This window comes from Cellvibrio chitinivorans, from assembly GCF_035117775.1.
GTDB classification, from domain to species: domain Bacteria; phylum Pseudomonadota; class Gammaproteobacteria; order Pseudomonadales; family Cellvibrionaceae; genus Cellvibrio; species Cellvibrio chitinivorans.
In genome coordinates, this window is record NZ_JAYKKN010000003.1 from 52,710 (window position 1) to 78,340 (window position 25,631).

Consider the following 25,631-nt stretch of genomic DNA (forward strand, 5'->3'; position numbering starts at 1 on the left):
GACAGGACATTTGCAACTACAACAATGATACTCATCGATTAATGATGAAATTGATCACCAACCATTACAGCTCACACAATTTCAGCTAACAGTTACACCTAACAAAAGCCTCAACCAACAAGAGATAGAAACAATGACAATAAAAATTCCCGCACTATTAATCGGCATAAGTTTGGCGCTTGGCTCTACAGCGAGCATCGCAGCGGACAAGCCTTTCACTTGGCCAAAGGGCGCCAAAGCGGCAGTCAATCTTGCTTATGACGATGCCCTCGATAGCCAACTGGATAACGCCATCCCCACGCTGAATAAATACAAACTGCGCGGCACTTTTTATTTGAATGTTGTTAGCCCAACCTTGGTGACCCGTTTGCCAGAATGGCGTGCCGCCGCCCAAAAAGGCCATGAACTAGGCAACCACAGCATTTTTCACCAATGCGCCAAAAGCCAACCGGGGCGCGACTGGGTTACGGATGACCGCGACTTGGATAAGGTCAGCGTGATTCAAATGCAAGATCAAGTGAAAGTCGCCAACAGCTTTTTACATGCAATTGATGGCAAAACCGAACGCACTTACACCCCACCCTGCATCGACTTAAAAGCCGGTGGCGCTAATTATGTAGACGGGCTAAAAAGCGAATTTGTAGCGATGAAAACCGGCTTCGGCGCCGTCACGCCCGATATGAAAACCCTTGACCCTTATGCAGTGCCCGTGGATTTCCCCGCTGGCGTTACTGGTGAACAATTGATTGCGCACGTCAAAGAGGCCGCCGCCAAAGGCACTATGGCCAACTTCACCTTTCACGGCGTGGGTGGCGATCACATAGTGGTATCTAAAGAAGCGCATGAGCAGTTGGTGAAATATCTAGCAGACAATAAAGATATTTACTGGACAGACACCTTCGTAAACATCATGAAATATGTAAAAGAGCAGCAGGCGAAACAATAGTTTTGCCCAAGACTTTTGCTCGTTAAATCCCAACAATCCTTTAGTAACAATAGATCCCGCTCTGACTACACAGAGCATGCGATTGAGTTACTAAAGGACATCTCTGGCAAATTACTTGCTTCAATATACTTATCTCGTCGCACACTACTCTCTCCCAGCTGATTAATTCAGTTGTAGATTCAGCGTGCAGACAACAGTCGTGTAAAAACGCTTGCGGATATTTCCCATTTTTACAATTAAACAAACGGATTGCGGAGCTTTGCTGTGAATACTGCCCTTTTAAATACTCCGATTACGGCACTGATGATTGTGAATCCAAATAGCCGAAGTGGAGCCGATACGGACATCAGTGAAGGGTTACGCCTGTTAGCTGAACGCGGGATCAATGTCATTCAAAAAACCTCTTCCAGTGCCAAACAAACAGCGCAACATATTCACGAGTTCGCCGCACAAGTCCAACTAGTCATCTTAGGTGGTGGTGATGGCACCATCAGCTCTGCGGCAAGCACGCTCTATAAACATCAATTGCCCTTCGCCATTCTTCCACTCGGCACTGCAAATGATTTGGCACACTCCCTGGATATTCCACCTAATATCCCTGAGGCATTTGAGATTATCGCTAACAATCATCGCGGACGAATTAATCTAGGAATAATTAACGAGCATTACTTTTTAAACGCGGCACACATAGGCTTGGGCGTAAAAGTCACAAGTGAACTCACGCCCGAAGTGAAAAAAAAGTGGGGAGTATTTAGTTATTTAAAAGCAGCGTTTTCTGCGTTTAAAAAAAATCGCCCTTTTCGCGTCACGATTAAAGCCAACGGCAAAGAACATAAGCTGCGCTCCATTCAAGTCGCTATTGGGAATGGTCGATTTTACGGTGGCGGTAATGTGATAGATGAAAAATCAAAAATTGATGACGGCGCCCTCTGTCTTTATAGTCTGGCGCCCTCATCAATATGGGAATTATTAAAAAACGCCGTATTTTTACGCTACGGCAAGCACAGTTATATTCCCACTTGTTTTACCGGCTCGGCCAAACGCATAGAGATAAAAACGCGTAGACCAAAAGAGATTATTGCCGACGGCGAACCCATCAGCACAACACCGGCATTGTTTGAGGTAATCCCAAACGCACTTGAAGTTATCCGCCCTGCCCCCAATACTATTTAAGTTAAATATCAACGGGAGCCACGTATGTTTTACATACTGTCAGACACTGAAGTTGCATTGAATGAAGTATTGATCGCCTGTCAGGAAAGCATCGACTATTACGAAGATGCGCTGAATAACATCTCTGATAAAGAAGTGACTTCGCTTTTTAACAACATTATCAGCGAGCGAAAAACATTTGCCAAAAAATTGGAAGATATACTTCTCAATCTCGGCACACTGCCGTCTGCACCCGATCCGGATAAAGAAACCGGTGAGTTGATCATTGAAAAAGTTGCAGCATCATTATCACCTAACGACATTTCCCCGCTCATATCGCATCGTTTAGATACAGAACAGCATCTGCAATCATTAATTGATGCAGCATCTGAAAACGATTTACGAGAATCCCATCGACAAGTAATTAAAAATTTAGCTGCGCAGGTGGAAGATACAATTACAAAATTATCTTCCTTAGTTAAGGATTGATGGGTTGAGATTTGATATGGTTAAGAGTTGATGGGCGCTAGCTGAAAGCGCCCAGATTAATAGCAGTAGGTTTAACCTTTAAACCCCTTTCCTACCACATAAACTTCACGCGAGCGAGGGCGTGAAGCATCAGGTTTACGAATTACAACCTTCTCAAATGAGGTTCGCACATCTTTCACGTAATCATCGTAACCTTCGCCGTGAAAAACTTTTGCCACAAAATCGCCTTTGGGTTTTAACACGCTGCGCGCCATATCCAACGCCAGCTCAACCAAATACATGGATGATGCCTGATCAACTGCATCCACACCGCTAATGTTCGGTGCCATATCCGAGATCACCACATCAGCGCGATTACCGCCCAGTTTTTCCATGATCTGATTGAAAACCGCTTCTTCAGTGAAATCACCCTGAATAAAATCGACGTGCTCAAGTGAGTCCATTGGCAAAATGTCTGAAGCAATCACCCGGCCTTTTACCCCAACCAAACGCCCAGCGATTTGCGACCAACTGCCTGGCGCAGAACCTAAATCCACCACCATCATTCCGGGGCGAATCAATTTATCTTTTTCATTCAATTCGATCAGCTTATAAGCGGCGCGCGCACGATAACCATCGACCTGCGCCTTTTTGACATAAGGATCGTTGACATGCTCTTCCAACCAACGGTTGCTGCTTTTGGATCTAGCCATAGGGATAACTCAAAAAATTACTTTACTGACAATAAAGCCTATTTTAACCCGATTCCAAACTATGCAGATACATGGCCTTGGCTCCAAAACCCGCGTAAAATGCCCGCATTCCTTGCAATACACCTCTATTTCTCATCCTTTTGCCGGAAAGTTACCGGCCAGGAGCCATTATGATTCGCATCACCGAACTCCAACTGCCGTTGGATCACCCAGCTGAAGCCCTGCGCGCTGCTATCGTTAAACGCCTAAAAATCAAAGACACAGATTTGCTCGATTTCACTGTGTTTAAACGCAGTTACGATGCGCGTAAAAAAAATAGCGAAATCACCTTTGTATACATCATCGATTTAAACGTAAAAAATGAAGAGCAAATTCTCCAGCGTTTTGCCGATGATAAAAATATCCGCCCCGCGCCCGACACCAATTATTATCCGGTTGCGCAAGCGCCAGAGAACTTAACCGAACGTCCGATTGTTATTGGTTTCGGCCCCTGCGGATTATTCGCTGCCCTCATACTCGCGCAAATGGGTTTTAAACCGATTGTGTTGGAACGCGGAAAAGATGTACGCAAACGCACCAAAGATACTTGGGCACTCTGGCGCAACAAAGTACTAACGCCGGAATCCAACGTGCAATTTGGCGAAGGTGGCGCTGGCTTATTTTCCGATGGAAAACTCTACAGCCAAATTAAAGACCCGAAATTTTATGGCCGCAAAGTGATGCACGAATTTGTGCGCGCCGGTGCGCCCGAAGAAATCATGTACGTAAGCAAACCACATATCGGCACCTTTCGCTTGACCGGTGTGGTATCTACCATGCGTGAAGAAATTAAAGCGCTGGGCGGTGAAGTACGTTTTGAAAATAAAGTGACAGATTTTCTGATCAACAACGGCCGTATTGAAGGTGTAACACTTGCCGATGGAAGTGAACTGCGCAGCCGCTATGTCGTACTTGCATTAGGTCACAGTTCACGCGATACCTTCCGTAAAATTCACGAGCGCGGTGTTTATGTAGAAGCAAAACCATTTGCGATTGGTTTCCGTATTGAACATCCACAATCGTTGATTGATAACGCGCGTCTAGGTAAATATGCAGGCCATCCCGAATTGGGCGCTGCCGATTACAAACTCGTTTATCACGCACAAAATGGCCGCGCCGTTTACAGCTTTTGTATGTGCCCCGGCGGAACCGTTGTTGCTGCGACCTCGGAACCCGAACGCGTTGTTACCAACGGCATGAGCCAATACTCGCGTAATGAGCGCAATGCTAATGCAGGTATTGTGGTGGGCATTGAACCGGAAAAAGATTTCCCAGGTGGCCCACTTGCCGGTGTTGAACTGCAAGAAAAATTGGAATCGCGCGCCTATGAGTTGGGCGGCAAAGATTACTGTGCCCCCGGCCAATTAGTCGGTGATTTTATTCGCGGCAAAAGTTCTACCGAATTTGGGGAAGTAGAACCGTCTTACAAACCCGGCGTAAAACTCGGCGACCTCGCGCCTTCACTGCCTGACTATGCAATTGAAGCCATCCGCGAAGCACTGCCCGCGTTTGGCAAACAAATCCGCGGGTTTGATCGCAAAGATGCCGTGTTAACCGGTATTGAAACACGCACATCATCGCCAGTGCGGATCAAGCGCGACAATGAAACACTCCAAAGTTTGAATACACGCGGCTTATTCCCTGCCGGAGAAGGTGCGGGCTACGCAGGTGGAATTTTATCTGCAGGAGTGGATGGCATCAAAGTCGCAGAAGCTGTTGCCAAAGCCATGCTCGCCGATTTGGAAAACTAATCCTATGCCATTGAAATTGGACGAAGCCAAAAAACTCCACCAAAAAAAATACCGCACGGAATTCGGCTATTTTTTGGTGGAGGGAGAGCATTTAATTCTGGAGCTTGAAAAAGCAGCAGAAGTTAATCCTGCACTCAAAACCTGTGAGTTATTTGTTACCCAAGCGTTCAAGGATTTTCCCAGCCAGTTTAAAAAACACCTGGTGAGCGAAAAACATATGGCGCAGCTTTCCGATACCAAAACACCGCAGGGAATTATCGCTGTTGCACCAATGCTCAATACAGCAGCAAATAAAATTGCAAACGAGAAAACGATTTATCTTTACGAAGTACAAGACCCCGGCAACCTCGGGACTATTTTGCGCAGCCTCGCTTGGTTCGGCAACTTCCGCTGCCTACTCAGCCCCGGTTCGGTTGATCCTTACAATCCTAAAGTCGTTCGTTCCAGCATGGGCGCCATTTTTCATGTGTCAATGGAATTGGATGTACCGCTTGAATCACTAACAGCGCGCTTCAATTCAATTGCCACCCTGGACATGGATGGAAAGACACTTAGCGATAACAGTTTCAAAACGTTTGATTGCTATGTGTTTGGTAACGAAGCGCGCGGCGTACCACGCGAAGTACTACAAAGCATGAACGCGCAGGCATTTACGATTGCAGGCTGCGGAGCGATTGAATCGCTGAATTTGGCTTCAGCGGTGAATATGTGTGTGTATGAACTAACAAGATAAGCACGGCTGCCGCAATGGCAGCCATAAAAAGAAGTGTTATTTTTTCAGAGGAAGGGCTGCCATCAACCCCTTTGATAATAATCCGGGAAACACGCTGTGATGGTTTTCCCCCTGCATAACCTCCACACGCAATCTAAGCCCTTCATAATTACGTGAACGCAGTTGTTTTTCCATCGCTAGCAAATCTTTCACCATCGGGTGGTAATCATCCTCCAACGATCCAACAAACATAGCGACGTTAACAGGTAATGTTTTGTGGGATTTTGAATACTCTTTTTCCATTTCAAACATAACTCGATCATCGTACCAAATGGTGGAATTTGGTTGGCATACACGCCATTCACAAAGCTGCTAATACCTAACACGAACGAGAACAAAAAAATTTTATTGAATAACATTTGATTTCCTTAGTAATTATCTATTTTGGCTATCTATTGTTGTTATGGATTAATAATCACACCTGTTTTCGCAAACTCCAGATCTAGGTATTGCTCATTTTCAGATGGATGGCGCAATTCAGATTCGGGAACTCCTTTGCTGTTGGCAATAGCAGCTACCCTGCCCTGTTTGTGAAAAACAACTTGCGGGAAGTTTTTAGCGATAGGGTCTTTATAGGCTTGCTGAGGCGAAATAATTTTCCAACCTTTGCTACGTAAATGCTTAATTAAATCACCCACAAATAACGCAGCTGCATCATTTTCATGCAGTAAAAGAACGTGTCGAGGGGAACGCTTCAATGCCTTTTGCGCGATAGCATCATAAAACTCAATGGATTCATACAAATAAGTCACGTAAAAATCACGAGCTTTATCATAATTAATCGGTTTATTTTCCTCGGCGGCTTTCGTGATAATCGAGCTAATATACCAATCATAATTATCGATAGTCACATAACCATCTTTGTAACCAAGCTCTGCCAACAAGCCCTGTAACTGATTTATCTCAGCAAGGTCTTTTCCGTAATGCAAATACGGGAAGCGATGGAAATTTAAGACATTCTTGAAGGGCTTTAAAGCCAAGTGCGCTTTGTAAGCATCTTCCGCGTAGGCATTTACACTTATCTGATTCGCTGATTGATGGGAGAAGCTGTGATTCGCCAAATGAAATCCGGCATCCGTATATTGTTTTAAACGCTCAGCTGTTTGCGGGGTTATATAATCTGTTTTTACAAAAATCAGCACATCGGGTACATCAGCCCGCTTTAAAGCATTGATAATTTTTTGGGTTCGCTCAGCCCCGTCATTAATACTGAATCCGGGGTTGGTGCATCATCAAAGGTTAATGCAATTTCGCGAGCCTGAGCGATTAAAGTAAAACTGAAGAAAATACAGAACAAAAACGAAAGGTTCAGCAACGAAAAATAGCGCTTATCCATACAAACATCCTGATTATTATTTGCTTTATCCTTTTGGATACCCAAAAGAAAACGGGAACATGGTACAGCATATGCTGACCATACTCTCATTTAAAAATTCAGAACGTGCTAGGCAAGTCCACTCTCCCCCTAACTCAACTCCAGCGATGCTGACTCACACCGATTAAAAAGTAATCGCTGTTTTCGCTTGCCATTCAAAATAGTACCAACAAACGTAGACCGAATTAACGCATCGTAAATTACGATTGATATAACAATAGTCAGCAGCGAAATACTCATAAGTTTGGTTAACCAGTGCAATGGTAATTCTGCGAAGGCAATCTGGAGAAAGATAACAATGGGTAAATGAACCAAATAAAGCCAATAGGACGAATCCGCAAGATAACGAACTACCTTGCGTGGGCGATCAAAAAATTGTTTGAAAACTCCAATGATTAGAGCAACAAGCGACCACATCATGATTGCATGAGAAACAACAAAACAGGCTTTAAATAAGTAGTAGTGAGGGTCGCTCAGGTTTATGCCCATATCATAAATCACGCTGGTTAGAATTATCCCGCCCATACAGAGAATAAACTTACCCCAAGTTAAGCGAGAAAAACTCTCTATCAACCCAGCCTGACGATGAAGCAACCAGCCAAAGGAAAAGAACCCACCATAGACAAGTAATACCGGAACATTCGGAACCAGTGTTTTATCCGGAGTATCTACACTCCAGTGGCTCATAAACCACAAGCAAATAGCAGTAGGGATTGCAAGCGCAACTATCGCCAATTTCGAGTTGCCAATCCAAAACATTGTCGCATCAGAAGCTTGCATTAACTTTTTATGAAAAGGTTTATACGCAGACAATAAAAAACGAAGCGATATAAAAATTGCACTGATCATTAAAAGATAATACAAAAACCACAAATGAGTCCCTGTAAACAAGCCATTCGGTAAACTGCCGAGGCTGGCAAAACTAGCCTCAAGTTCCATGAGGATATTTACCTCGCCGCGCATACTTTCTGCGCCCATCACCCAGCCTAAGACAAGCAGTGGGCGCAACAAAAACCAACCAATCACAAAAGGTACCGCGATTCGCAGTGCACGAGAACGCACAAAACTCTTTACACCTTGATTGTGAAAACTCATATAGCTGAAAAATCCCGCGATGAGAAAAAACAGTTCCATGCGAAACGAATGAGCAATCATAACGAATAGCGAAACACTTTCACTGGTCGATACATCCATCACCGCCCAACCAATAAACATCGGCATAAATGAGAGGCTTGCATGAAAGAAAATTCCTAAAATTAATGCGAAGGCTCTGGCTGCATCCAAATAATCCAGCCGTTTTTGATTGAGTGTTGGCATATTCATAATCTCGCCTTAACAGAATTGATATGAATTAGTAAAAACTCACTTCGTCTACTGAAAAATCAAAACTGCCTTTTGCCATGTCATAGGCGGTAATACTGATACTACTGAGTGTTTTAGTATTGAGCGGAATCTGCTCAGACCAACTGCGCTTCATGGAAATGAATGGGATTTTTATTTCGTGAAATTTTCCATCCGCTTTCACCACAACGGATGCAGCGTGATAATCAAAATTGGTAATCTCAATGCTGTTGGCAGAAACAGAAATATTTCCAGCATTGACTTTAAGCAACAGGCGTATACCCTCAAAACTACTCGCATCTTTAGGCAACCCCTGCGCATCAAGAAGCAATGCAACGCTCGCCCAGCCAGGTTGGCCGCGCGGAGGGGCAATATCACCGTTATAAGAGATAATACCTTCGGCTATTTTCTGCTGGGTTGTAGTACCACCACCGGACATGGAATCATTCATAAAATAGCGAGGAAAACCTAAACTATTGTTGTTGGCATCGCTAAAATCATCAATGATTGGTGCCAAGTCTGCTCCGAAACTAATACTGGAAGCAGCAAGCCATAGGGCCATTAATAACACTTTACTGGTTGCTAAAATTGTTACTCGATGAAAATTCATTGGTGTTTCTCCATTATTTAAAGGCTGTTATAAAGGCAATATCGAAATTAACGGTTCGCTTAACCTTGGAAACCAGCAGGCTGCTCTGCGCCTGACAATAAAAACCAAAGTCATCAATAAGTGCCTGAAGGAACAGCAAAGGTGACAAAAAAATTAACATCTCAAGAAAAAATTAAAAAAAACGACTGATTTTTAATTTTTCTGTCTTTTTTTCATCTTCGCTGTCACCTTTTTTGAAAATCGGGCACCTATTAGCTCATAGCAAGAGAAAATGACCATGAGCCTATTTAAAAAGCAAAATGCCTCATCCGATTGTAATAATGCCAACTGGAGTGATGCCGATCTGGTGATGGCTTCACTGGGCGGGGATCGCAATGCGTTTTGCGAAATCGTAACTCGCTACCAGAATCTGCTCTGTGCATTAGCCTATTCGGCAGTGGGGGATTTAAAACACAGCGAGGACATAGCTCAGGAAACTTTTATTGAAGCCTGGAAAAAGCTCGATACTTTGCGCGATCCGGAAAAATTGAAATCCTGGCTATGCGGAATTCTCCGCTTTAAAACCAGTCACTTTCGCCGTAAAGAAGCCGCGCAACCTGTCGCCGATGCTCATGAGTTGGACGAATACAGTGATGAGCAATCAGCCCAAACAAAGATTGAAGATGATGTCATCAGCGCGCAAGAGCAGGCGCTGTTATGGCAAGCGCTGGAGAAAATGCCAGACACCTATCGCGAGCCTTTGATTTTATTTTATCGAGAACAGTGTTCTGTAGAGCATGTAGCCGATCAATTGGAGTTGACTGAAGACACAGTAAAACAACGTCTATCACGTGGCCGAAAATTGCTACAGCAAGCGATGGTAAATTTTGTTGAAGATACCCTGACAAAAAGCAAACAAGGCACCGCATTCACCCTATCGGTACTGGCTGCCATTAATGACATTGCACCCGCAATAAAAGTTGCCACCTTTAGCACAGGTGCAGCAAAAGCAGCGGCTATTTTTAAATGGGGAGCGCTCTTGGCGGTTATGGCAACAGCCTCTGGCTTTATTAGCTCATTTTTTGGTTTGCGCGCAGCACTTGATCAATCCCGCACTAAACGGGAACGCAAGCAAATCATTTTTTACGTCACACTTTATTTCGTGTTCACATTTGTCTACATTCTAGGCATGATGGGCTTGCAGTACACAGCCGAAAAAAATTTTGGCAATGCGGTAAGTTTTTCAATCATCTCACAACTTTTAGTCGCCGCATTAGCGGTCATCCACATTTCTCTCACAATAAAAATGCTACGAGCAAAGCGCAAACTCAGAATGCAGGAGCGATTACTTCACCCTGAAGCATTTCAAGACCCAGTCGATCACATTGGTTACAAACGGCGCGAATATAAAAGTCACCTTTATATTGCAGGCGTGCCATTAATTCATGTTCGTTTCGGTATACCAGAACAGGGCGATAAACCACTCGTCGCGTGGTTTGCAGGAGGCAGCCACGCTTACGGATTAGTATTCGCTTGGGGCGGCATAGCCATTGCGCCGATTAGTGTCGGTATTATTTCTGTGGGCGCGATTGGTATAGGTGCAGTGGGCGTAGGCCTATTGGGAATGGGCACTGTCGCAATCGGAGTTATTGGTTTTGGTGCTTCATCCATAGCTTTCAAAGCCTATGGCTCGCTTTCAGCGCTCGGCTGGGAAAGTGCATTAAGCGGCGGTTTTTCTATCGCGCATGAAGCGGCAATCGGTGCAATTTCCTTCGCCAAACATATCAACAACGAACAGGCAGCTGAGATTGTAAGCATGGCAATCTTTCAGCAAAGCTATTTGTGGATGCTTGCGGCTCTCACCGTTTTGGTTGTGGTTCCCGCTATTTTGTATTCGAACAATGTGCGCAAACACATGACAAAAAAATCATCCCGCAACACAGACAATGATCATCTTTAATTAGTGACAAACTTTTACGTACTAGTTTTTACATCTTCCTTCGCACGTACCGGTTCAACATCAATTTGCGGCGCAAAGCTATCTGGATTTGCTGCGCGCCACCATTCGGCCAGATAGGTTTCATCTGGTGCGTCCAGCAAAGCATTTTCAGGCAGGAAATGATAAACACGATCAATCATTTTAGAGCCGGTTGCGCCAATGCGATGAACTATATGATGAGGTTTTAAATCGCGCGGATGAGTAACACCCGCAGCGGCAACAATATCACTCAAGGCTAACAAGGTTTTTTTGTGAAAGCGCGCGGCGCGCTCAGCTTGCACCTCAGGAACCAAACCGCGCTGGCGATCAGCATCCTGTGTTGCGATACCAGTTGGGCAAGTACCAAGATGGCAGCGCTGGGCTTGAATACAGCCAATAGAAAACATAAACGCGCGCGCGGCATTACACCAATCTGCGCCAATCGCAAGATTGCGCGCTAGACCAGCAGCAGAGGCGACTTTTCCACTCGCAGCCAGACGTACTTTGCTGCGCAACCCGGTGCCGACCAATGCATTGCGAACGGTAATCAGCCCTTCAATCAAGGGCATACCAACATGATCAGATAATTCCAAAGGAGCGGCGCCCGTACCGCCTTCGCCGCCATCAACAACAATATAATCCAGAAAAATTCCGGTTTTGAGCATGGCTTTCATAATCGCCAGCACTTCGTGAATTTGCCCTACACAGAGTTTTATACCTACAGGTTTTCCACCCGACAAATCACGCAGCTGTGCAGCAAATTGAATAAGCCCAACTGGCGTAGAAAAAGCAGAATGTGCACGCGGTGAAATACAATCCTCTCCCACTGCAACCACACGAATTCGGGCTATTTCTTCAGTCACTTTAGCCCCGGGAAGTACACCACCATGTCCTGGCTTGGCACCTTGACTGAGTTTAATTTCAACCATTTTTACTTCAGGCCGCTGGGATTCTTTTGCAAATAATTCAGCGTTAAAACTGCCGTCAGAATTGCGGCAGCCAAAGTAGCCCGAACCTATCTCCCACACCAAATCGCCGCCATGCTTTAAATGGTAAGGGCTGATACCGCCCTCACCTGTATCGTGATAGAAATTCCCGAGTTTGGCTCCTTTGTTTAATGCCTCTATCGCGTGCGCCGAAAGCGAACCAAAACTCATCGCAGAAATATTAAGTACAGAGGCATCATAAGGTTGTGCGCATTGCTCATTGCCGACTAAAACACGAGGGCTTTCGTCGGGATGCTCCGCAGGTACAATGGAATGACTTAGCCATTGGTATTCGTCGGAATCGGTATTGCGCTCAGTTCCAAAAGGTTGGGTATCATTTTCACCGCGAGCGCGCGCGTAAACTAAATTACGCGCATCCAAACTGAAAGGTTTTCCTTCGAGATCGCCCTCAACTATATAAGCACGTAAATAAGGGCGCAGATCGTAAAAAATCCAGCGGATACGCGCAGCCAGTGGGTAATTTCGCGTGAGTGTCCACTTTCGCTGAAAGCGATCATAAATCCCTAACAACAAGAGAGGGGCGAATATAATTAATCCGATGCACCACCACGGATTTATAAAGGTCAACACGAAGGAAATGGCCGTTAGTAACGCGACAATAATCAGAAGAGAAAAGCGCTTTAATATATCCATATCAATTTTTAATAACTCCCTCAGTTGGTTGCTTCTGTTTTAATTATTGATTGAAGCAGCTTATTAAATGAAAAACAAATGAGTTAATGCGGCGCAGACGTACAGTGGAAACTCTCTTTTATTTCACCCGAATCCACAGAGTGGAGATGCACATCAAATCCCCATAGTCGATGCAAATGCTTTAGTACCTCAGGTGTTGACTCACTTAAAGGGCGGCGATTATGCATGTAGTGATGCAATGTCAGTGAGCGGTCGCCACGCACCTCTACGTTATATACCTGAATATTAGGTTCACGGTTTCCAAGATTATATTGCCCCGCCAATGTTTCACGCAGACGTTTGAATCCTGATTCATTGTGAATTGCATCGACATTAATTTTGTCATGCTGGTCATCATCAACAATGCTAAACAGTTTCAGATCGCGCATCACTTTTGGTGATAAAAATTGCAGGATAAAACTCTCATCCTTAAAGTTTTTCATTGCAAATTGCAGTGTTTCTTTCCAGTTAGCACCCGCAACCTCAGGGAACCAAGTGCGATCTTCATCGGTAGGGTTTTCACACATGCGGCGAATATCACTCATGATTGAAAAGCCAAGCGTGTAAGGGTTGATCCCGCTGTAGTAAGGGCTATCGTAAGCGGGTTGAGCTATTACGCTGGTATGGGATTGCAAAAACTCTAAAATAAAACCATCGGTCACATAACCACGTGCATGCAATTCATTCAGCAAGGTGTAATGCCAAAATGTTGCCCATCCTTCATTCATTACCTGAGTTTGACGCTGCGGATAAAAATATTGTGCAATTTTGCGCACTATGCGAATAACTTCTCTCTGCCAGGACTCAAGCAAAGGTGCATTTTTTTCTAAAAAATAGAGGATATTTTCCTGCGGCTCAGAAGGATAATGAGGTATATCTTTTTCTGCTTCAGTACTTACCGATTTGGGAATAGTCCGCCACAAATCGTTAACATGTTTTTGCAGATACTCTTCACGCTCGCTTTGGCGTCGCTCTTCTTCCTGCGCAGAAATCGGATAAGGCCGTTTATATCTATCTACACCGTAATTCATCAGCGCATGGCAGGAGTCCAGAATATCTTCAACCGCATTTATGCCGTAGCGCTCTTCACATTTACTGATGTAGTTTTTAGCAAAAACCAAGTAATCAATAATCGAGCTGGCATCCGTCCAGGTGCGAAATAGATAGTTGCCTTTAAAAAAAGAATTATGCCCATAGCAAGCATGCGCAATGACCAGCGTTTGCATGGTCATGGTATTTTCTTCCATCAAATAGGCAATACAGGGGTTGGAGTTGATGACTATTTCATAGGCGAGCCCCATTTGCCCGCGTTTGTAAGAGTGCTCCGTACTCAATAATTGTTTTCCGTAAGACCAATGACTGTAACCAATCGGCATACCTACCGATGAGTAAGCATCCATCATTTGCTCAGAGCTAATAACTTCAATCTGATTGGGATAAGTATCCAAACCAAATTCAGCAGCCAATTCGCTCAGAACCTTATCTACATCCTGAATAAGATCAAAATTCCATTCAGATGTCGTAAACAATGGTTTTTTCATGCGACCTTCTTGTGGAAAAGCTCACGGAATACCGGATAAATATCGCTCACTGTACGAATATGCTGGAGCGAGAAATAGTCGGGATGCTCATCGCGAATAGATTCATAAGTCGCCCACAGGGCTTGATGTTCATTGTTGGTGATTTCAATGTAGGAAAAATATTGGCAACTGGATAAAAGGCCATCGACCAGAATATCTTTGCAGACATCCGAGTCCTCCCCCCAGTTATCACCATCTGATGCTTGCGCGCCGTAAATATTCCAAATATCTGGTGAGTAGCGATCCTGAATAATTTCCTGCATTAACTTTAATGCGCTGGATACAACTGTTCCGCCAGTTTCACGGGAATGAAAAAACTCATCCTCATCCACTTCTTTTGCACTGGTGTGATGACGAATAAAAACAATTTCAGTTTTCTCGTAATTTCGCTGCAAAAAGAGATACAGCAAAATAAAAAATCGTTTGGCAATATCTTTAGTGGCCTGATCCATAGAACCTGACACATCCATAATGCAAAACATCACGGCCTTTGAGCGAGGGATAGGCTGTTTGATATGCAGGTTATATTTGAGATCAAAGGTGTCCAGCCAGGGAATACGGCCAATCGCCTTCTCCAGTTTTGCCACTTCGGCAAGTATCAAAGCAATTCGATTTTGATCACGTTCCGCTTCAGGCATTGCATCCAATGCTAATAACTCTTGCTCCAACTCCGCGAGCTGTTTTCGTTTTCCCGCAGTCAAAGCAATGCGACGCATATTGGCAGAACGCAGTGAACGAACAATATTAATTCGTCCAGGCTGCCCTTCATTCGCGATGCCCGCGCGCACTGTTTTAAACTCTTCCAAACCGGACAATTGGCGTTTAATCAGATTAGGTAATTCCAAACCATCGAACATGAAATCCAGAAATTCTTCCTGCGAAAGCGTGAATGAAAAATCATCCATACCTTCACCTGAATCGCTGGCATTACCGCCACTCCCCTGCCCACCACCAGACTCTGGCCGCGCAATTTTATCGCCTTCAGAAAAATGTTTATTGCCCGGAAGAACCCGTTCGTTATGTCCACCTTGGCCGTGATAAATACTCGGCTCACTAATATCCCGTGTTGGAATACTGACTTTGCCGCCCTTATCAATATCGGTTATTGAACGCTCGCTTACAGCATCGGATACAGCTTTTTGGATTTGTTGGCGATAGCGCCGCAAAAAGCGCTGGCGATTCACAGCGCTTTTATTTTTGGCATTGAGGCGTCGATCAATGATGTAACTCATATCCTAACCTTAATGTAGCCCAGCCTTAATGAGATTATTGAGACTTTCTTACTCGCAAATACCACTCAGACAACAGACGAACTTGTTTTTCGGTATAACCACGCTCCACCATACGCTGTACAAAATCGTGATGCTTTTTCTTGTCTTGAACAGACGCCTTGGCGTTAAACGAAATCACCGGCAGCAAGTCTTCGGTGTTAGAAAACATTTTTTTCTCAATCACGATGCGCAATTTTTCATAGCTGCGCCAATCCGGATTTTTACCTGCATTGTTTGCCTTGGCACGCAGTACGAAGTTGACAATTTCATTACGAAAATCTTTAGGGTTGCTAATACCTGCCGGCTTCTCAATTTTTTCCAGCTCATCATTCAACGAAGACCGATTGAGGATTTCGCCGGTTTCAGGGTCGCGATACTCCTGATCCTGAATCCAAAAATCAGCATAAGTGACATAACGATCAAAAATATTTTGGCCGTATTCAGCATAGGATTCGAGATAAGCAGTTTGAATTTCTTTGCCAATAAAATCGACATACTTGGGAGAAATGAATTCTTTTAAGGCATTGAGATACTTCTCTTGCACCTCTTTGGGGAATTGTTCCTGTTCAATTTGCTGCTCCAGCACATACATTAAATGCACGGGATTAGCCGCAATTTCGGTAGGATCAAAATTGAACACTTTGGATAAAATTTTGAATGCAAAACGGGTAGACAAGCCATTCATACCTTCATCTACACCGGCAGAGTCTTTATATTCCTGCAACGATTTTGCACGCGGATCTGTATCTTTCAGGTTCTCCCCATCGTAAATTCGCATTTTGGAAAACACATTGGAATTTTCCGGTTCTTTGATACGCGACAACACCGAAAACTGCGCTAGCATCCGTAAAGTATCCGGTGCGCAAGGCGCTCTGGATAAAGAAGAATTTTGCAATAACTTCTCATAAATTTTCATTTCTTCTGTAACACGCAAGCAATAAGGCACCTTGACGATATACACGCGGTCGATAAACGCCTCATTGTTTTTGTTGTTGCGGAAATTTTGCCATTCAGATTCGTTCGAGTGCGCAAGGATAACGCCATCAAATGGAATTGCACCTAAGCCTTCAGTGCTATTAAAGTTACCCTCTTGGGTTGCTGTTAAAAGTGGGTGAAGCACTTTAATCGGTGCTTTAAACATTTCCACAAACTCCATTAAGCCTTGGTTAGCGCGGCACAATCCGCCGCTAAAACTGTAGGCATCAGGGTCATTTTGCGGAAATTCTTCCAGTTTACGAATATCAACTTTGCCCACCAGCGATGAAATATCCTGATTATTTTCATCGCCCGGTTCTGTTTTGGTAATGGCAATTTGGTTAAGAATGGATGGATACATCTTAACGACTTTAAATTGGGTGATATCCCCATGAAACTCATGCAAACGTTTTGCCGCCCATGGCGACATAATCGTTTTGATGTAACGCCGCGGAATGCCGTAATCCTCCTCAAGAATTTTTCCATCTTCATCGGGATTAAATAATCCCAGTGGCGATTCAAAAACCGGAGAACCTTTAATGCAATAAATAGGCATTTTTTCCATCAAGGTTTTCAGCATCTCAGCCAGAGAAGACTTCCCTCCCCCAACTGGACCAAGCAAATAGAGAATTTGTTTTTTCTCCTCCAGCCCTTGTGCTGCATGCTTGAAAAATGAAACTATTTGCTGGATGCACTCTTCCATGCCATAAAAGTCGCCAAAGACTTTATAGCGTTTGATAATTTTGTTAGAAAAAATTCGACTGAGACGTGCGTCTTGTGAGGTATCTACCACTTCCGGATCGCCAATGGCCATCAACATACGTTCGGCGGCAGAAGCATATATGCTCGGATCTTTTTTGCAGAGTTCGAGATACTCCTTAATCGTCAATTCTTCCTGCTGGGTAGTTTCAAAACGCTCGCGGTAATGACTGAAAATACTCATAATCTACCTCGGGTTAGCGACTAAAGCGGCAAACGACAATGTAGCAAAACAGTAAACGAATTTTGGTTAAGACAGGATATAAAAAATTAAACTTTACAGTTAAATCTAAGCATAGCTCTAAAATTCTCAAGCACTATAGGGAATAACAAATTATTGGCTGATTTCCCACAATATATTTACACTCAAAAAACGCGCCAAGTAATGAGCTGCGCAGATAAAATGTAAATGTTTTTAAACTATCACGCGATGCAGTTTACGCTTAAATAAGAACAATCTATTGATGCGAGCCTCATGATTTCAATTCCTTGGCTAAACCCCGACAACTACGACTTTCCTGATCCAGTTCACGCACTTGATGAGCCGGCGGGTTTACTTGCGGTAGGCGGGGATTTATCGCCAGATCGAATTCTCGCAGCATATCGCCAGGGAATTTTCCCTTGGTTTAATCCCGGCGACCCCATCTTATGGTGGAGCCCAAGCCCTCGCACTGTCATTTTCCCTAAGCAACTTCACATCTCAAAAAGCTTACGCAAAACGCTCCGTAAAGGTGTTTATAAGGTCACATTTGACCATTGCTTTCGCGCGGTAATGACCGCATGCGCAGGACCTCGCGCTTACGCTGATGGCACTTGGATTAGCTCTGAAATCATTGCTGGATATTGCGCATTACATGCGCGCGGCATTGCTCACTCAGTTGAGGTTTGGCGTGAGGATGAATTAGTTGGAGGCTTATACGGTATCGCGCTAGGCAAGATGTTTTTCGGGGAATCAATGTTTAGCCGTGCTGACAACGCTTCCAAGGTAGGTTTCGCACATTTGGTTCGTCAGCTCATTCGTTGGGATTTTCAATTGATCGACTGCCAAGTTGCGAATGACCACCTATTCAGTTTAGGTGCCACTGAAATCCCACGTGAAGAGTTCCAACAAATGCTGATAAACTTTACCGACGAACCTGGAATGAACTCTTCGCTTTGGTCTAATGTCAGTATCACAGACTGGGATTAACCGGGATTGCATGGGGCATTTATGTCTGACCTCTCTACCCTCAAGCTTTTCGCTACCCAACCACACCCCTGCAGCTATCTTGATGGGCAAGAGGCAACGACTGTTTTTGTCGACCCCGAGGCGGCAATAGACCCATCACTCTATACCCAGTTATCACAGCTTGGTTTTCGCCGGAGTGGCGCTCATTTATATCGCCCACAATGCATGCGCTGTCAGGCCTGCGTATCTTGTCGCATCCCTGTTCAGTTATTTAAGCCAAATCGCTCACAGCGCCGCTGTTTGCAGCGCAATCGCGACTTATCGCTGCATATCACCCAAAACATCAACACACCAGAGCATTACAGCCTCTATTCGCGTTATATCGAGAGTCGCCATCAAGACGGTGATATGTACCCTCCGTCTGAAGAGCAATACAAAGCATTTCTAACCAGCGAATGGGGAATCACCCAGTTTATTGAATTTCGTCTGGGAGATCGCCTGATCGGAGTATCTGTATGCGACCAGCTGGGGGACGGCCTTTCTGCAGTGTATACCTTCTATGACGCTGAGGAGGAACATCGCAGCTTGGGCAAATTTGCCATACTCGCGCAAATCGAAAAAACTAAAGACCTTGGGCTTGATTACCTTTATTTGGGATATTGGATTAAAGAGTGCGAAAAAATGAACTACAAGATCCAGTATCGCCCACTGGATTTGTTGGTGAATCGTCGCTGGATGCGACTTAACTGAAGACCCCGATTGAAACTTGCTCAGATTTGCAGCGATTCGAAGCGATAAAATCCTCAAAACCCCGCTTTTCCTACCTTTCTACTTGGCGCCGCTGGTTAATTAAGGCACAATTCACGCCTATTTTTTTACCCCCCTCCTTACACTGATGTGTAACGGAAAAGATCTGTTGAAAACCTGAGGAAACTGCCGCATGGCAAAAGACGATTGCATTGAATTTGATGGCGAAGTGGTTGATACCCTGCCCAACACCACCTTTCGTGTAAAACTGGAGAATGGGCACGTAGTAATCGCTCACATTTCTGGAAAAATGCGCAAAAACTACATCCGCATTCTGACAGGTGACAAGGTTAAAGTTGAGATGACTCCTTATGACCTGACCAAAGGTCGTATCACCTATCGCGCACGTTAATTCCATCTTTTAACGTCCACTTATAAGCAAAAAGCCGCACTAGTGCGGCTTTTTGCGTTTCACAAACATTAACTTAAACCGGCTAAGCTGGCTGTGCATGTTTGGCTTTCACATCGATGATTAATTTATCCTCTGCAGGATCAACATTCACATCCACAGTACCACCACCATGCGACAGCGAGCCAAATAGGATTTCTTCGGCCAACGGCTTTTTCAGTTTATCCTGAATCAAACGAGCCATTGGGCGAGCACCCATTTTTACATCGTAACCGTGAATAGCGAGCCACTCGCGCGCCTCATCACTGATCTCCAAAGTAACGTGCTTATCATCCAACTGGGTTTGCAACTCCATCAAGAACTTATCAACCACAGTTTTGATGGTATTCAGCGTGAGCGATGCAAACTGAACAATCGCATCCAAACGGTTACGGAACTCAGGTGTAAACATTTTCTTGATCGCTTCCATACCATCAGTCGTGTGATCTTGATGGGTAAAGCCAATCGACGCACGGCTCATTACTTCTGCACCGGCGTTGGTAGTCATAATCAAGATGACATTGCGGAAGTCAGTTTTACGGCCATTGTTGTCAGTAAGACTGCCGTGATCCATAACCTGCAACAACAAGTTAAAGACTTCTGGATGTGCTTTTTCGATTTCATCGAGCAACAGCACGCAATGAGGCTGCTTGGTGATGGCATCAGTTAACAAGCCGCCCTGATCAAACCCAACATAACCAGGTGGAGCACCAATCAAGCGAGATACGGTATGGCGCTCCATGTATTCCGACATATCGAAACGCACCAACTCCATACCCATGCACTGAGCAAGCTGACGGGAGACTTCCGTCTTACCTACACCGGTAGGCCCGGCAAACAAGAAGGAGCCAATCGGTTTTTCGGCAGAGCCAAGACCTGCACGTGATAATTTGATTGCGGTAGAAAGCGTATCAATTGCTTCGTCCTGACCAAACACAGTCATCTTCAAATTCTGATCCAGCTTGCGCAGCTGTTCTTTATCTGAAGAAGACACACTTTTTGGTGGAATACGTGCAATTTTTGCAACCACATTTTCTACATCAGTTACACCAATGGTTTTCTTGCGTTTACTGGCAGATTGTAACTGTTGGTAGGCGCCCGCCTCGTCAATCACATCAATTGCTTTATCTGGCAGGAAGCGATCATTGATATAACGCTCAGCCAACTCAGCAGCTGCACGCAAAGCAGCATCGGTGTAACGCAAGTTATGGTGTTTCTCGAAACGGCTTTTCAGCCCCTTAAGGATTTGGTAAGTCTCTTCAACAGTAGGCTCGTTCACATCTACTTTTTGGAAGCGGCGCGACAAGGCACGGTCTTTATCAAAAATACCGCGATACTCCTGATAAGTTGTTGAACCCATGCAACGAATTTCGCCGGAAGACAATAATGGCTTTAATAAATTGGACGCATCCATCACGCCACCAGATGCAGCACCTGCACCAATAATGGTGTGAATTTCATCGATAAACAGAATCGAGTTGTGTTGTTTTTTAAGCTCATTAAGTAAGCTTTTGAAACGTTTTTCAAAATCGCCGCGATATTTTGTCCCCGCCAAAAGCGCACCCATATCTAACGAATAAACTACGCTATCTGCCAGATTTTCAGGAACCTCACCATCGACAATGCGCTTGGCCAAACCTTCAGCAATAGCGGTTTTACCAACACCCGACTCACCTACCAACAACGGATTGTTTTTACGACGGCGCGATAAAATCTGGCATACACGCTCAACCTCAAATTCACGACCAACTAATGGATCGATTCGCCCCTGCATAGCAGCTTCATTTAAGTTGGACGCGAAATTTTCGAGCGGACTTTGCGCAGTCGATTCACCCGATGAAACTTCTTCATCCTGATTCTCTTGTGCAGAATTATGATCCTGAGCGTGATCTGAATTGCCGGACACCTTATGAATACCATGGGTGATGTAATTCACCACATCGATACGCGCAATACTTTGTTGCTTGAGGTAATAAACCGCCTGACTTTCTTGCTCGCTAAAAATAGCGACCAACACATTTGCACCGGTAACTTCTTGCTTACCAGATGATTGCACATGAAATACTGCACGCTGTAAAACACGCTGGAATCCGAGCGTTGGCTGGGTTTCACGCTCTGAATCATTTTCGGGAATCAGTGGAGTAGTTGAGTCAACGAACTCGATTAACTCTTTACGCAGACCGATTAAATCGGCCCCGCACGCGCGCAACACATTTGCTGCAGAGTCATTATCGATGAGCGCTAATAACAAATGCTCGACCGTCATAAATTCATGGCGCTTGGAACGCGCACCTTTGAAAGCAAGATTTAAAGTTACTTCAAGATCTTTACTTAGCATCGCGCTTACCCTCATCTAACCAACAAACTTAAAATCTTTCAGCAGTTGCCAAGCCTAATCTAAACCATCACTCGCTGAACAATGCCTGAACATCTTGGCAATACCCTTTACTCATCTTCTTCAACCGCTTCGATTTCACACAGCAGTGGATGTTGATTTTCTCTTGCATATTCGTTTACTTGCGCCGCTTTTGTTTCAGCTATATCACGAGTATAGATGCCACAAACTGCTTTACCTTGATTGTGCACCGTTAACATTACGTGAACTGCTTTTTCGCGCGTCATGGAAAAAAATATTTCCAGAATTTCGACCACAAAATCCATTGGTGTGTAGTCATCGTTTAACAACATCACCTTGTACATGGGTGGCCGTTTTAACTTGGGTTTGGACGTTAAGACAGCTAAATCGCCGTCAGATTCATCAGCAGAGTGATCGTCGTCTTTACCTAAGGTTAGTTGAAGGATTTGGAGATTGCCCATAGAGATTCAATAGAAAAGTGAAAATGTTTGATTGCTTGGCGACATTGTAACGCATAGGTATAACAAGCCCTAATGAGACAGTTTCGAGATAAATGCTTGACTTTGGCGCTGTTGTTGGATAAAAAAAGAACGCACCTGCACACAAATGCAGCACAGAGTTCAAATAAAAGCACTATTTCAATCTATTAACGACTTTCAGCGTTAAACACATCTCGTCCAACCCCGAGCAATAGCTGTACTTGGGACAATAATAACGACAGTGATGTTTTTCAAGGGCATCACTTGGGCAGAAGGACTCCAATTATGCCAACTGGCACAGTTAAATGGTTCAACAATGCAAAAGGCTATGGTTTTATCCTCGCAGATGAAGGCGGCGAAGACCTGTTTGCACACTACTCCGCCATCTCAATGGAGGGTTACAAAACCCTCAAAGCCGGTCAGCCTGTCACCTTTGAGGTGACCAAGGGTGATAAGGGGCTACACGCTGTGAATATCACAGCGCCAGCGAATGAGGCATCTATGGCTCAGGGTGAGCGAACGAGTACAGTGCCGGCCTGATAAAACTGTGCCTACCCGCTAAAACAGCAAGAGTAATTCCCAATAAAAAGCCCCTTGTATTGCTACAAGGGGCTTTCGGTGTTTTCTTAACTTGTGAAAACTTAGTTCAAGCTTGCCAACACTGCGTTAAATGTTGCACTTGGGCGCAACGCTGCAGAAGCTTTGGCAACATCTGGACGGTAGTAACCACCCAGATCAACTGGTTTGCCTGATGCAGCTTTCAACTCAGCAACGATTTTATCTTCGTTTTCAGTCAAGGCTTTTGCAACAGGAGCAAACTCGGCTTGCAGCGCAGCATCTTCAGTTTGTGCAGCCAGAGCTTGCGCCCAGTACAGTGCCAAATAGAAGTGGCTACCACGGTTATCCAATTCACCTGCCGCACGGCCTGGTGACTTGTTTTCGTCGAGGAATTTGCCGTTAGCTTGATCCAAAGTTTTAGCGAACACCTTGGCTTTAGCGTTGTTAGCCACATTGCCAAAGTGATCCAAAGATTCCGCCAGCGCCAAGAACTCACCCAGAGAATCCCAACGCAAGTGACCTTCTTCAACAAATTGTTGAACGTGCTTAGGTGCTGAACCACCTGCGCCCGTCTCAAACAGACCGCCGCCGTTCATCAGTGGAACGATAGACAGCATTTTGGCTGAAGTGCCCAATTCCATGATCGGGAACAGGTCAGTGAGGTAATCGCGCAGTACGTTACCGGTCACAGAGATAGTGTCTTTGCCAGCGCGGATACGGTCGAGCGAGTATTGGATCGCCTCTTCTGGAGTCTTGATGTAAATCTCAAGACCTGAAGTGTCGTGATCTTTCAGATAAGTATTTACCTTGGCGATCAGTTGCGCGTCGTGAGCACGTTTTGGATCCAACCAGAACACCGCTGGAGTGCTGGAAGCGCGCGCGCGATTAACAGCCAGTTTTACCCAATCCTGAATTGGCGCGTCTTTTACTTGGCAAGCACGGAAGATATCGCCTTGCTCAACCGCTTGTTCGATCAGCACTTTGCCTGCTGCATCAACAATACGCACTACGCCGTCAGTAGGAATTTGGAAAGTCTTGTCGTGTGAACCGTATTCTTCTGCCGCTTGCGCCATCAGGCCAACGTTAGGCACGCTGCCCATGGTTTTTGGATCAAATGCACCGTGCTTTTTGCAGTCGTCGATAACCACTTGGTAGATGCCTGCATAGCAGCGATCCGGAATACAGGCTTTAGCATCTTGCAGCTTACCGGCGGTATTCCACATTTTGCCTGAGTCGCGAATCATTGCTGGCATAGATGCATCAACGATCACATCGCTTGGTACGTGCAGGTTGGTGATGCCTTTGTCGGAATTCACCATCGCCAATTCAGGGCGAGTAGCGTAAAGCGCTTTGATGTCAGCTTCGATTTCCGCTTGCTTGTCAGCAGGCAGGGATTTGATTTTGGCGTAAAGATCGCCAATACCGTTGTTCAGATCAACCTTCAGCTCAGCCAACACTGCCGCGTGTTTTTCCAACACTGGCGCGTAGAACACAGAAACAAAGTGACCGAAAATGATCGGGTCAGACACTTTCATCATGGTGGCTTTCAGATGAACTGACAGCAACACACCCGTGTTTTTAGCATCTTCAATTTGCGCAGCGATGTAGGTGCGCAGTGCGTTTTTGCTCAGTACAGACGCATCGATAATTTCGCCAGCCAGCACTTTCACAGTTTCTTTTAATACTTTGGTGCTGCCATCTTTAGCAACCAATTCGATTTTCAAGTTGCCCGCATCGGCAATCAGCGCTGATTTTTCGCTGCCGTAGAAATCGCCAGCGGTCATGTGTGCAACATGGGATTTTGAATCAGCAGCCCAAGCGCCCATCTTGTGTGGGTTCTTGCGCGCGTAGTTTTTAACTGACAAAGGTGCGCGACGGTCAGAGTTACCTTCACGCAGAACCGGGTTTACCGCAGAGCCTTTGATTTTGTCGTAACGCGCTTTGGCATCTTTTTCTGCATCGTTCGCAGGATTCTCAGGGTAATCAGGCAGCTTGTAACCTTGAGATTGTAATTCTTTGATCGCTGCTTTCAGCTGTGGAATAGACGCACTGATATTTGGCAGCTTGATAATGTTTGCTTCTGGCGTAGTCGCCAGTTTGCCCAACTCAGCCAAATGGTCACCAATGCGTTGAGCATCGGTCAACAACTCTGGGAATGCAGAGATGATACGGCCTGAAAGGGAAATATCGCGGGTTTCGATGGCGATGCCGGAAGATTTGGTGAAAGACTGGACGATGGGGAGTAAGGAGTAGGTTGCCAGAGCTGGCGCTTCGTCGGTTTGGGTATAAATAATTTTTGAATCTGTCATTTAAAGATGGCTCCATCAATTCATGCGGCTCGGCCTTGTGAGCATTGCCATTAACGATATGAAAATGTAGAAAAAGAGCCCCGCCACAGGGAACTCCCCCTTGCCAGAGCGCGGGCGATTCTACACCCCTACACGGGTTTATGCATGGTTTAGTTACTATGGCTGGAGGATCAATCTC

General features: G+C 45.0%; 23 protein-coding genes. 10 read left to right on the forward strand and 13 right to left on the reverse strand.

Going from position 1 to position 25,631, the window contains the following annotated elements; translation table 11 throughout:
* Positions 1-133: 133 nt before the first annotated feature.
* The 3 genes from SPL68_RS10100 (at position 134) to SPL68_RS10110 (ending at position 2,587) form a co-directional block, all read left to right on the forward strand.
* Positions 134-946 (forward strand): polysaccharide deacetylase family protein, encoded by an 813-nt coding sequence (locus SPL68_RS10100; protein WP_323815014.1) that lies wholly within the window; start codon positions 134-136, stop codon positions 944-946.
* A 264-nt stretch (positions 947-1,210) separates the two neighbouring features.
* Positions 1,211-2,119, forward strand: coding sequence for a lipid kinase (locus SPL68_RS10105; RefSeq protein ID WP_323815015.1), 909 nt, complete (start codon positions 1,211-1,213; stop codon positions 2,117-2,119).
* Between the two features lie 24 nt (positions 2,120-2,143).
* Complete coding sequence (locus SPL68_RS10110; protein WP_323815016.1) at positions 2,144-2,587, forward strand: hypothetical protein; 444 nt, start codon at positions 2,144-2,146, stop codon at positions 2,585-2,587.
* A gap of 71 nt (positions 2,588-2,658) precedes the next feature.
* Here the strand turns inward: SPL68_RS10110 and rlmE are convergent, their stop codons facing one another.
* Entirely contained in the window at positions 2,659-3,279 is a 621-nt protein-coding gene (rlmE, locus tag SPL68_RS10115) for a 23S rRNA (uridine(2552)-2'-O)-methyltransferase RlmE (protein WP_323815017.1), read from the reverse strand.
* A gap of 170 nt (positions 3,280-3,449) precedes the next feature.
* Between rlmE and SPL68_RS10120 the strand changes: the two genes are divergently transcribed.
* Together SPL68_RS10120 and SPL68_RS10125 are read left to right on the forward strand one after the other, a co-directional pair.
* On the forward strand, positions 3,450-5,069 hold the full coding sequence (locus tag SPL68_RS10120) for an NAD(P)/FAD-dependent oxidoreductase (RefSeq protein ID WP_323815018.1): 1,620 nt from the start codon (positions 3,450-3,452) through the stop codon (positions 5,067-5,069).
* Between the two features lie 4 nt (positions 5,070-5,073).
* Positions 5,074-5,802, forward strand: a complete 729-nt coding sequence (locus SPL68_RS10125) for a TrmH family RNA methyltransferase (RefSeq protein ID WP_323815019.1) — start codon at positions 5,074-5,076, stop codon at positions 5,800-5,802.
* Between the two features lie 36 nt (positions 5,803-5,838).
* Here the strand turns inward: SPL68_RS10125 and SPL68_RS10130 are convergent, their stop codons facing one another.
* The 5 genes from SPL68_RS10130 to SPL68_RS10150 all read right to left on the reverse strand — a co-directional run bounded on the left by SPL68_RS10130 (position 5,839) and on the right by SPL68_RS10150 (position 9,167).
* Positions 5,839-6,093, reverse strand: coding sequence for a hypothetical protein (locus tag SPL68_RS10130; protein ID WP_323815020.1), 255 nt, complete (start codon positions 6,091-6,093; stop codon positions 5,839-5,841).
* 149 nt (positions 6,094-6,242) lie between these two features.
* Positions 6,243-7,049, reverse strand: coding sequence for a polysaccharide deacetylase family protein (locus tag SPL68_RS10135; protein WP_323815374.1), 807 nt, complete (start codon positions 7,047-7,049; stop codon positions 6,243-6,245).
* Positions 7,004-7,177: a hypothetical protein gene (locus SPL68_RS10140; protein WP_323815021.1), complete on the reverse strand. Its 174-nt coding sequence runs from the start codon at positions 7,175-7,177 to the stop codon at positions 7,004-7,006. The genes SPL68_RS10135 and SPL68_RS10140 overlap by 46 nt, the downstream gene beginning before the upstream one ends.
* Before the next feature lie 129 nt (positions 7,178-7,306).
* Positions 7,307-8,500 (reverse strand): acyltransferase family protein, encoded by a 1,194-nt coding sequence (locus SPL68_RS10145; RefSeq protein WP_323815023.1) that lies wholly within the window; start codon positions 8,498-8,500, stop codon positions 7,307-7,309.
* A 67-nt stretch (positions 8,501-8,567) separates the two neighbouring features.
* The gene (locus tag SPL68_RS10150; RefSeq protein WP_323815024.1) at positions 8,568-9,167 is read right to left on the reverse strand and encodes a CIA30 family protein; all 600 of its coding nucleotides are present in this window, start codon (positions 9,165-9,167) and stop codon (positions 8,568-8,570) included.
* A gap of 277 nt (positions 9,168-9,444) precedes the next feature.
* Here SPL68_RS10150 and SPL68_RS10155 point away from each other — a divergent pair, with 277 nt between their 5' ends.
* A complete protein-coding gene (locus SPL68_RS10155) occupies positions 9,445-11,106 on the forward strand; it encodes an RNA polymerase sigma factor (protein ID WP_323815025.1) in 1,662 nt (553 codons plus the stop codon).
* Between the two features lie 14 nt (positions 11,107-11,120).
* On the opposite strand, the gene SPL68_RS10160 is transcribed toward SPL68_RS10155, so the two are convergent.
* From SPL68_RS10160 to SPL68_RS10175, 4 genes are all read right to left on the reverse strand, one after another.
* Complete coding sequence (locus SPL68_RS10160; RefSeq protein ID WP_323815026.1) at positions 11,121-12,764, reverse strand: FMN-binding glutamate synthase family protein; 1,644 nt, start codon at positions 12,762-12,764, stop codon at positions 11,121-11,123.
* Positions 12,765-12,847: 83 nt separating this feature from the next.
* Positions 12,848-14,344, reverse strand: a complete 1,497-nt coding sequence (locus SPL68_RS10165; protein ID WP_323815027.1) for a SpoVR family protein — start codon at positions 14,342-14,344, stop codon at positions 12,848-12,850.
* Positions 14,341-15,615: a YeaH/YhbH family protein gene (locus SPL68_RS10170; RefSeq protein ID WP_323815028.1), complete on the reverse strand. Its 1,275-nt coding sequence runs from the start codon at positions 15,613-15,615 to the stop codon at positions 14,341-14,343. The genes SPL68_RS10165 and SPL68_RS10170 overlap by 4 nt, the downstream gene beginning before the upstream one ends.
* A gap of 34 nt (positions 15,616-15,649) precedes the next feature.
* On the reverse strand, positions 15,650-17,572 hold the full coding sequence (locus SPL68_RS10175) for a PrkA family serine protein kinase (RefSeq protein ID WP_323815029.1): 1,923 nt from the start codon (positions 17,570-17,572) through the stop codon (positions 15,650-15,652).
* Positions 17,573-17,863: 291 nt separating this feature from the next.
* Between SPL68_RS10175 and aat the strand changes: the two genes are divergently transcribed.
* From aat to infA, 3 genes are all read left to right on the forward strand, one after another.
* A complete protein-coding gene (gene aat / locus SPL68_RS10180) occupies positions 17,864-18,577 on the forward strand; it encodes a leucyl/phenylalanyl-tRNA--protein transferase (protein WP_323815030.1) in 714 nt (237 codons plus the stop codon).
* A gap of 21 nt (positions 18,578-18,598) precedes the next feature.
* Positions 18,599-19,306: an arginyltransferase gene (locus SPL68_RS10185; protein ID WP_323815031.1), complete on the forward strand. Its 708-nt coding sequence runs from the start codon at positions 18,599-18,601 to the stop codon at positions 19,304-19,306.
* A gap of 190 nt (positions 19,307-19,496) precedes the next feature.
* Positions 19,497-19,715 carry a translation initiation factor IF-1 gene (gene infA / locus SPL68_RS10190; protein WP_039916411.1) on the forward strand — a complete coding sequence of 73 codons (219 nt, stop codon included), beginning with the start codon at positions 19,497-19,499 and terminating at the stop codon, positions 19,713-19,715.
* An 82-nt stretch (positions 19,716-19,797) separates the two neighbouring features.
* Here infA and clpA read toward each other — a convergent pair whose 3' ends face one another.
* Positions 19,798-22,089: an ATP-dependent Clp protease ATP-binding subunit ClpA gene (gene clpA / locus SPL68_RS10195; RefSeq protein ID WP_323815032.1), complete on the reverse strand. Its 2,292-nt coding sequence runs from the start codon at positions 22,087-22,089 to the stop codon at positions 19,798-19,800.
* Positions 22,090-22,196: 107 nt separating this feature from the next.
* Positions 22,197-22,568 carry an ATP-dependent Clp protease adapter ClpS gene (gene clpS / locus SPL68_RS10200; RefSeq protein WP_323815033.1) on the reverse strand — a complete coding sequence of 124 codons (372 nt, stop codon included), beginning with the start codon at positions 22,566-22,568 and terminating at the stop codon, positions 22,197-22,199.
* Positions 22,569-22,871: 303 nt separating this feature from the next.
* On the opposite strand from clpS, the gene SPL68_RS10205 reads away from it, so the two are divergent.
* Positions 22,872-23,126 (forward strand): cold-shock protein, encoded by a 255-nt coding sequence (locus SPL68_RS10205; protein WP_323815034.1) that lies wholly within the window; start codon positions 22,872-22,874, stop codon positions 23,124-23,126.
* A gap of 101 nt (positions 23,127-23,227) precedes the next feature.
* On the opposite strand, the gene SPL68_RS10210 is transcribed toward SPL68_RS10205, so the two are convergent.
* The gene (locus SPL68_RS10210) at positions 23,228-25,453 is read right to left on the reverse strand and encodes an NADP-dependent isocitrate dehydrogenase (protein WP_323815035.1); all 2,226 of its coding nucleotides are present in this window, start codon (positions 25,451-25,453) and stop codon (positions 23,228-23,230) included.
* Positions 25,454-25,631 lie beyond the last annotated feature (178 nt).

Coding starts and splice junctions, on each gene's coding strand:
- SPL68_RS10100 (WP_323815014.1), top strand. CDS start 134: ATGACAATAAAAATTCCCGCACTATTAATCGGCATAAGTTTGGCGCTT.
- SPL68_RS10110 (WP_323815016.1), top strand. CDS start 2,144: ATGTTTTACATACTGTCAGACACTGAAGTTGCATTGAATGAAGTATTG.
- rlmE (WP_323815017.1), bottom strand. CDS start 3,279: ATGGCTAGATCCAAAAGCAGCAACCGTTGGTTGGAAGAGCATGTCAAC.
- SPL68_RS10120 (WP_323815018.1), top strand. CDS start 3,450: ATGATTCGCATCACCGAACTCCAACTGCCGTTGGATCACCCAGCTGAA.
- SPL68_RS10125 (WP_323815019.1), top strand. CDS start 5,074: ATGCCATTGAAATTGGACGAAGCCAAAAAACTCCACCAAAAAAAATAC.
- SPL68_RS10130 (WP_323815020.1), bottom strand. CDS start 6,093: ATGTTTGAAATGGAAAAAGAGTATTCAAAATCCCACAAAACATTACCT.
- SPL68_RS10140 (WP_323815021.1), bottom strand. CDS start 7,177: ATGGATAAGCGCTATTTTTCGTTGCTGAACCTTTCGTTTTTGTTCTGT.
- SPL68_RS10150 (WP_323815024.1), bottom strand. CDS start 9,167: ATGAATTTTCATCGAGTAACAATTTTAGCAACCAGTAAAGTGTTATTA.
- SPL68_RS10155 (WP_323815025.1), top strand. CDS start 9,445: ATGAGCCTATTTAAAAAGCAAAATGCCTCATCCGATTGTAATAATGCC.
- SPL68_RS10160 (WP_323815026.1), bottom strand. CDS start 12,764: ATGGATATATTAAAGCGCTTTTCTCTTCTGATTATTGTCGCGTTACTA.
- SPL68_RS10165 (WP_323815027.1), bottom strand. CDS start 14,344: ATGAAAAAACCATTGTTTACGACATCTGAATGGAATTTTGATCTTATT.
- SPL68_RS10170 (WP_323815028.1), bottom strand. CDS start 15,615: ATGAGTTACATCATTGATCGACGCCTCAATGCCAAAAATAAAAGCGCT.
- SPL68_RS10175 (WP_323815029.1), bottom strand. CDS start 17,572: ATGAGTATTTTCAGTCATTACCGCGAGCGTTTTGAAACTACCCAGCAG.
- aat (WP_323815030.1), top strand. CDS start 17,864: ATGATTTCAATTCCTTGGCTAAACCCCGACAACTACGACTTTCCTGAT.
- SPL68_RS10185 (WP_323815031.1), top strand. CDS start 18,599: ATGTCTGACCTCTCTACCCTCAAGCTTTTCGCTACCCAACCACACCCC.
- infA (WP_039916411.1), top strand. CDS start 19,497: ATGGCAAAAGACGATTGCATTGAATTTGATGGCGAAGTGGTTGATACC.
- clpA (WP_323815032.1), bottom strand. CDS start 22,089: ATGCTAAGTAAAGATCTTGAAGTAACTTTAAATCTTGCTTTCAAAGGT.
- clpS (WP_323815033.1), bottom strand. CDS start 22,568: ATGGGCAATCTCCAAATCCTTCAACTAACCTTAGGTAAAGACGACGAT.
- SPL68_RS10205 (WP_323815034.1), top strand. CDS start 22,872: ATGCCAACTGGCACAGTTAAATGGTTCAACAATGCAAAAGGCTATGGT.
- SPL68_RS10210 (WP_323815035.1), bottom strand. CDS start 25,453: ATGACAGATTCAAAAATTATTTATACCCAAACCGACGAAGCGCCAGCT.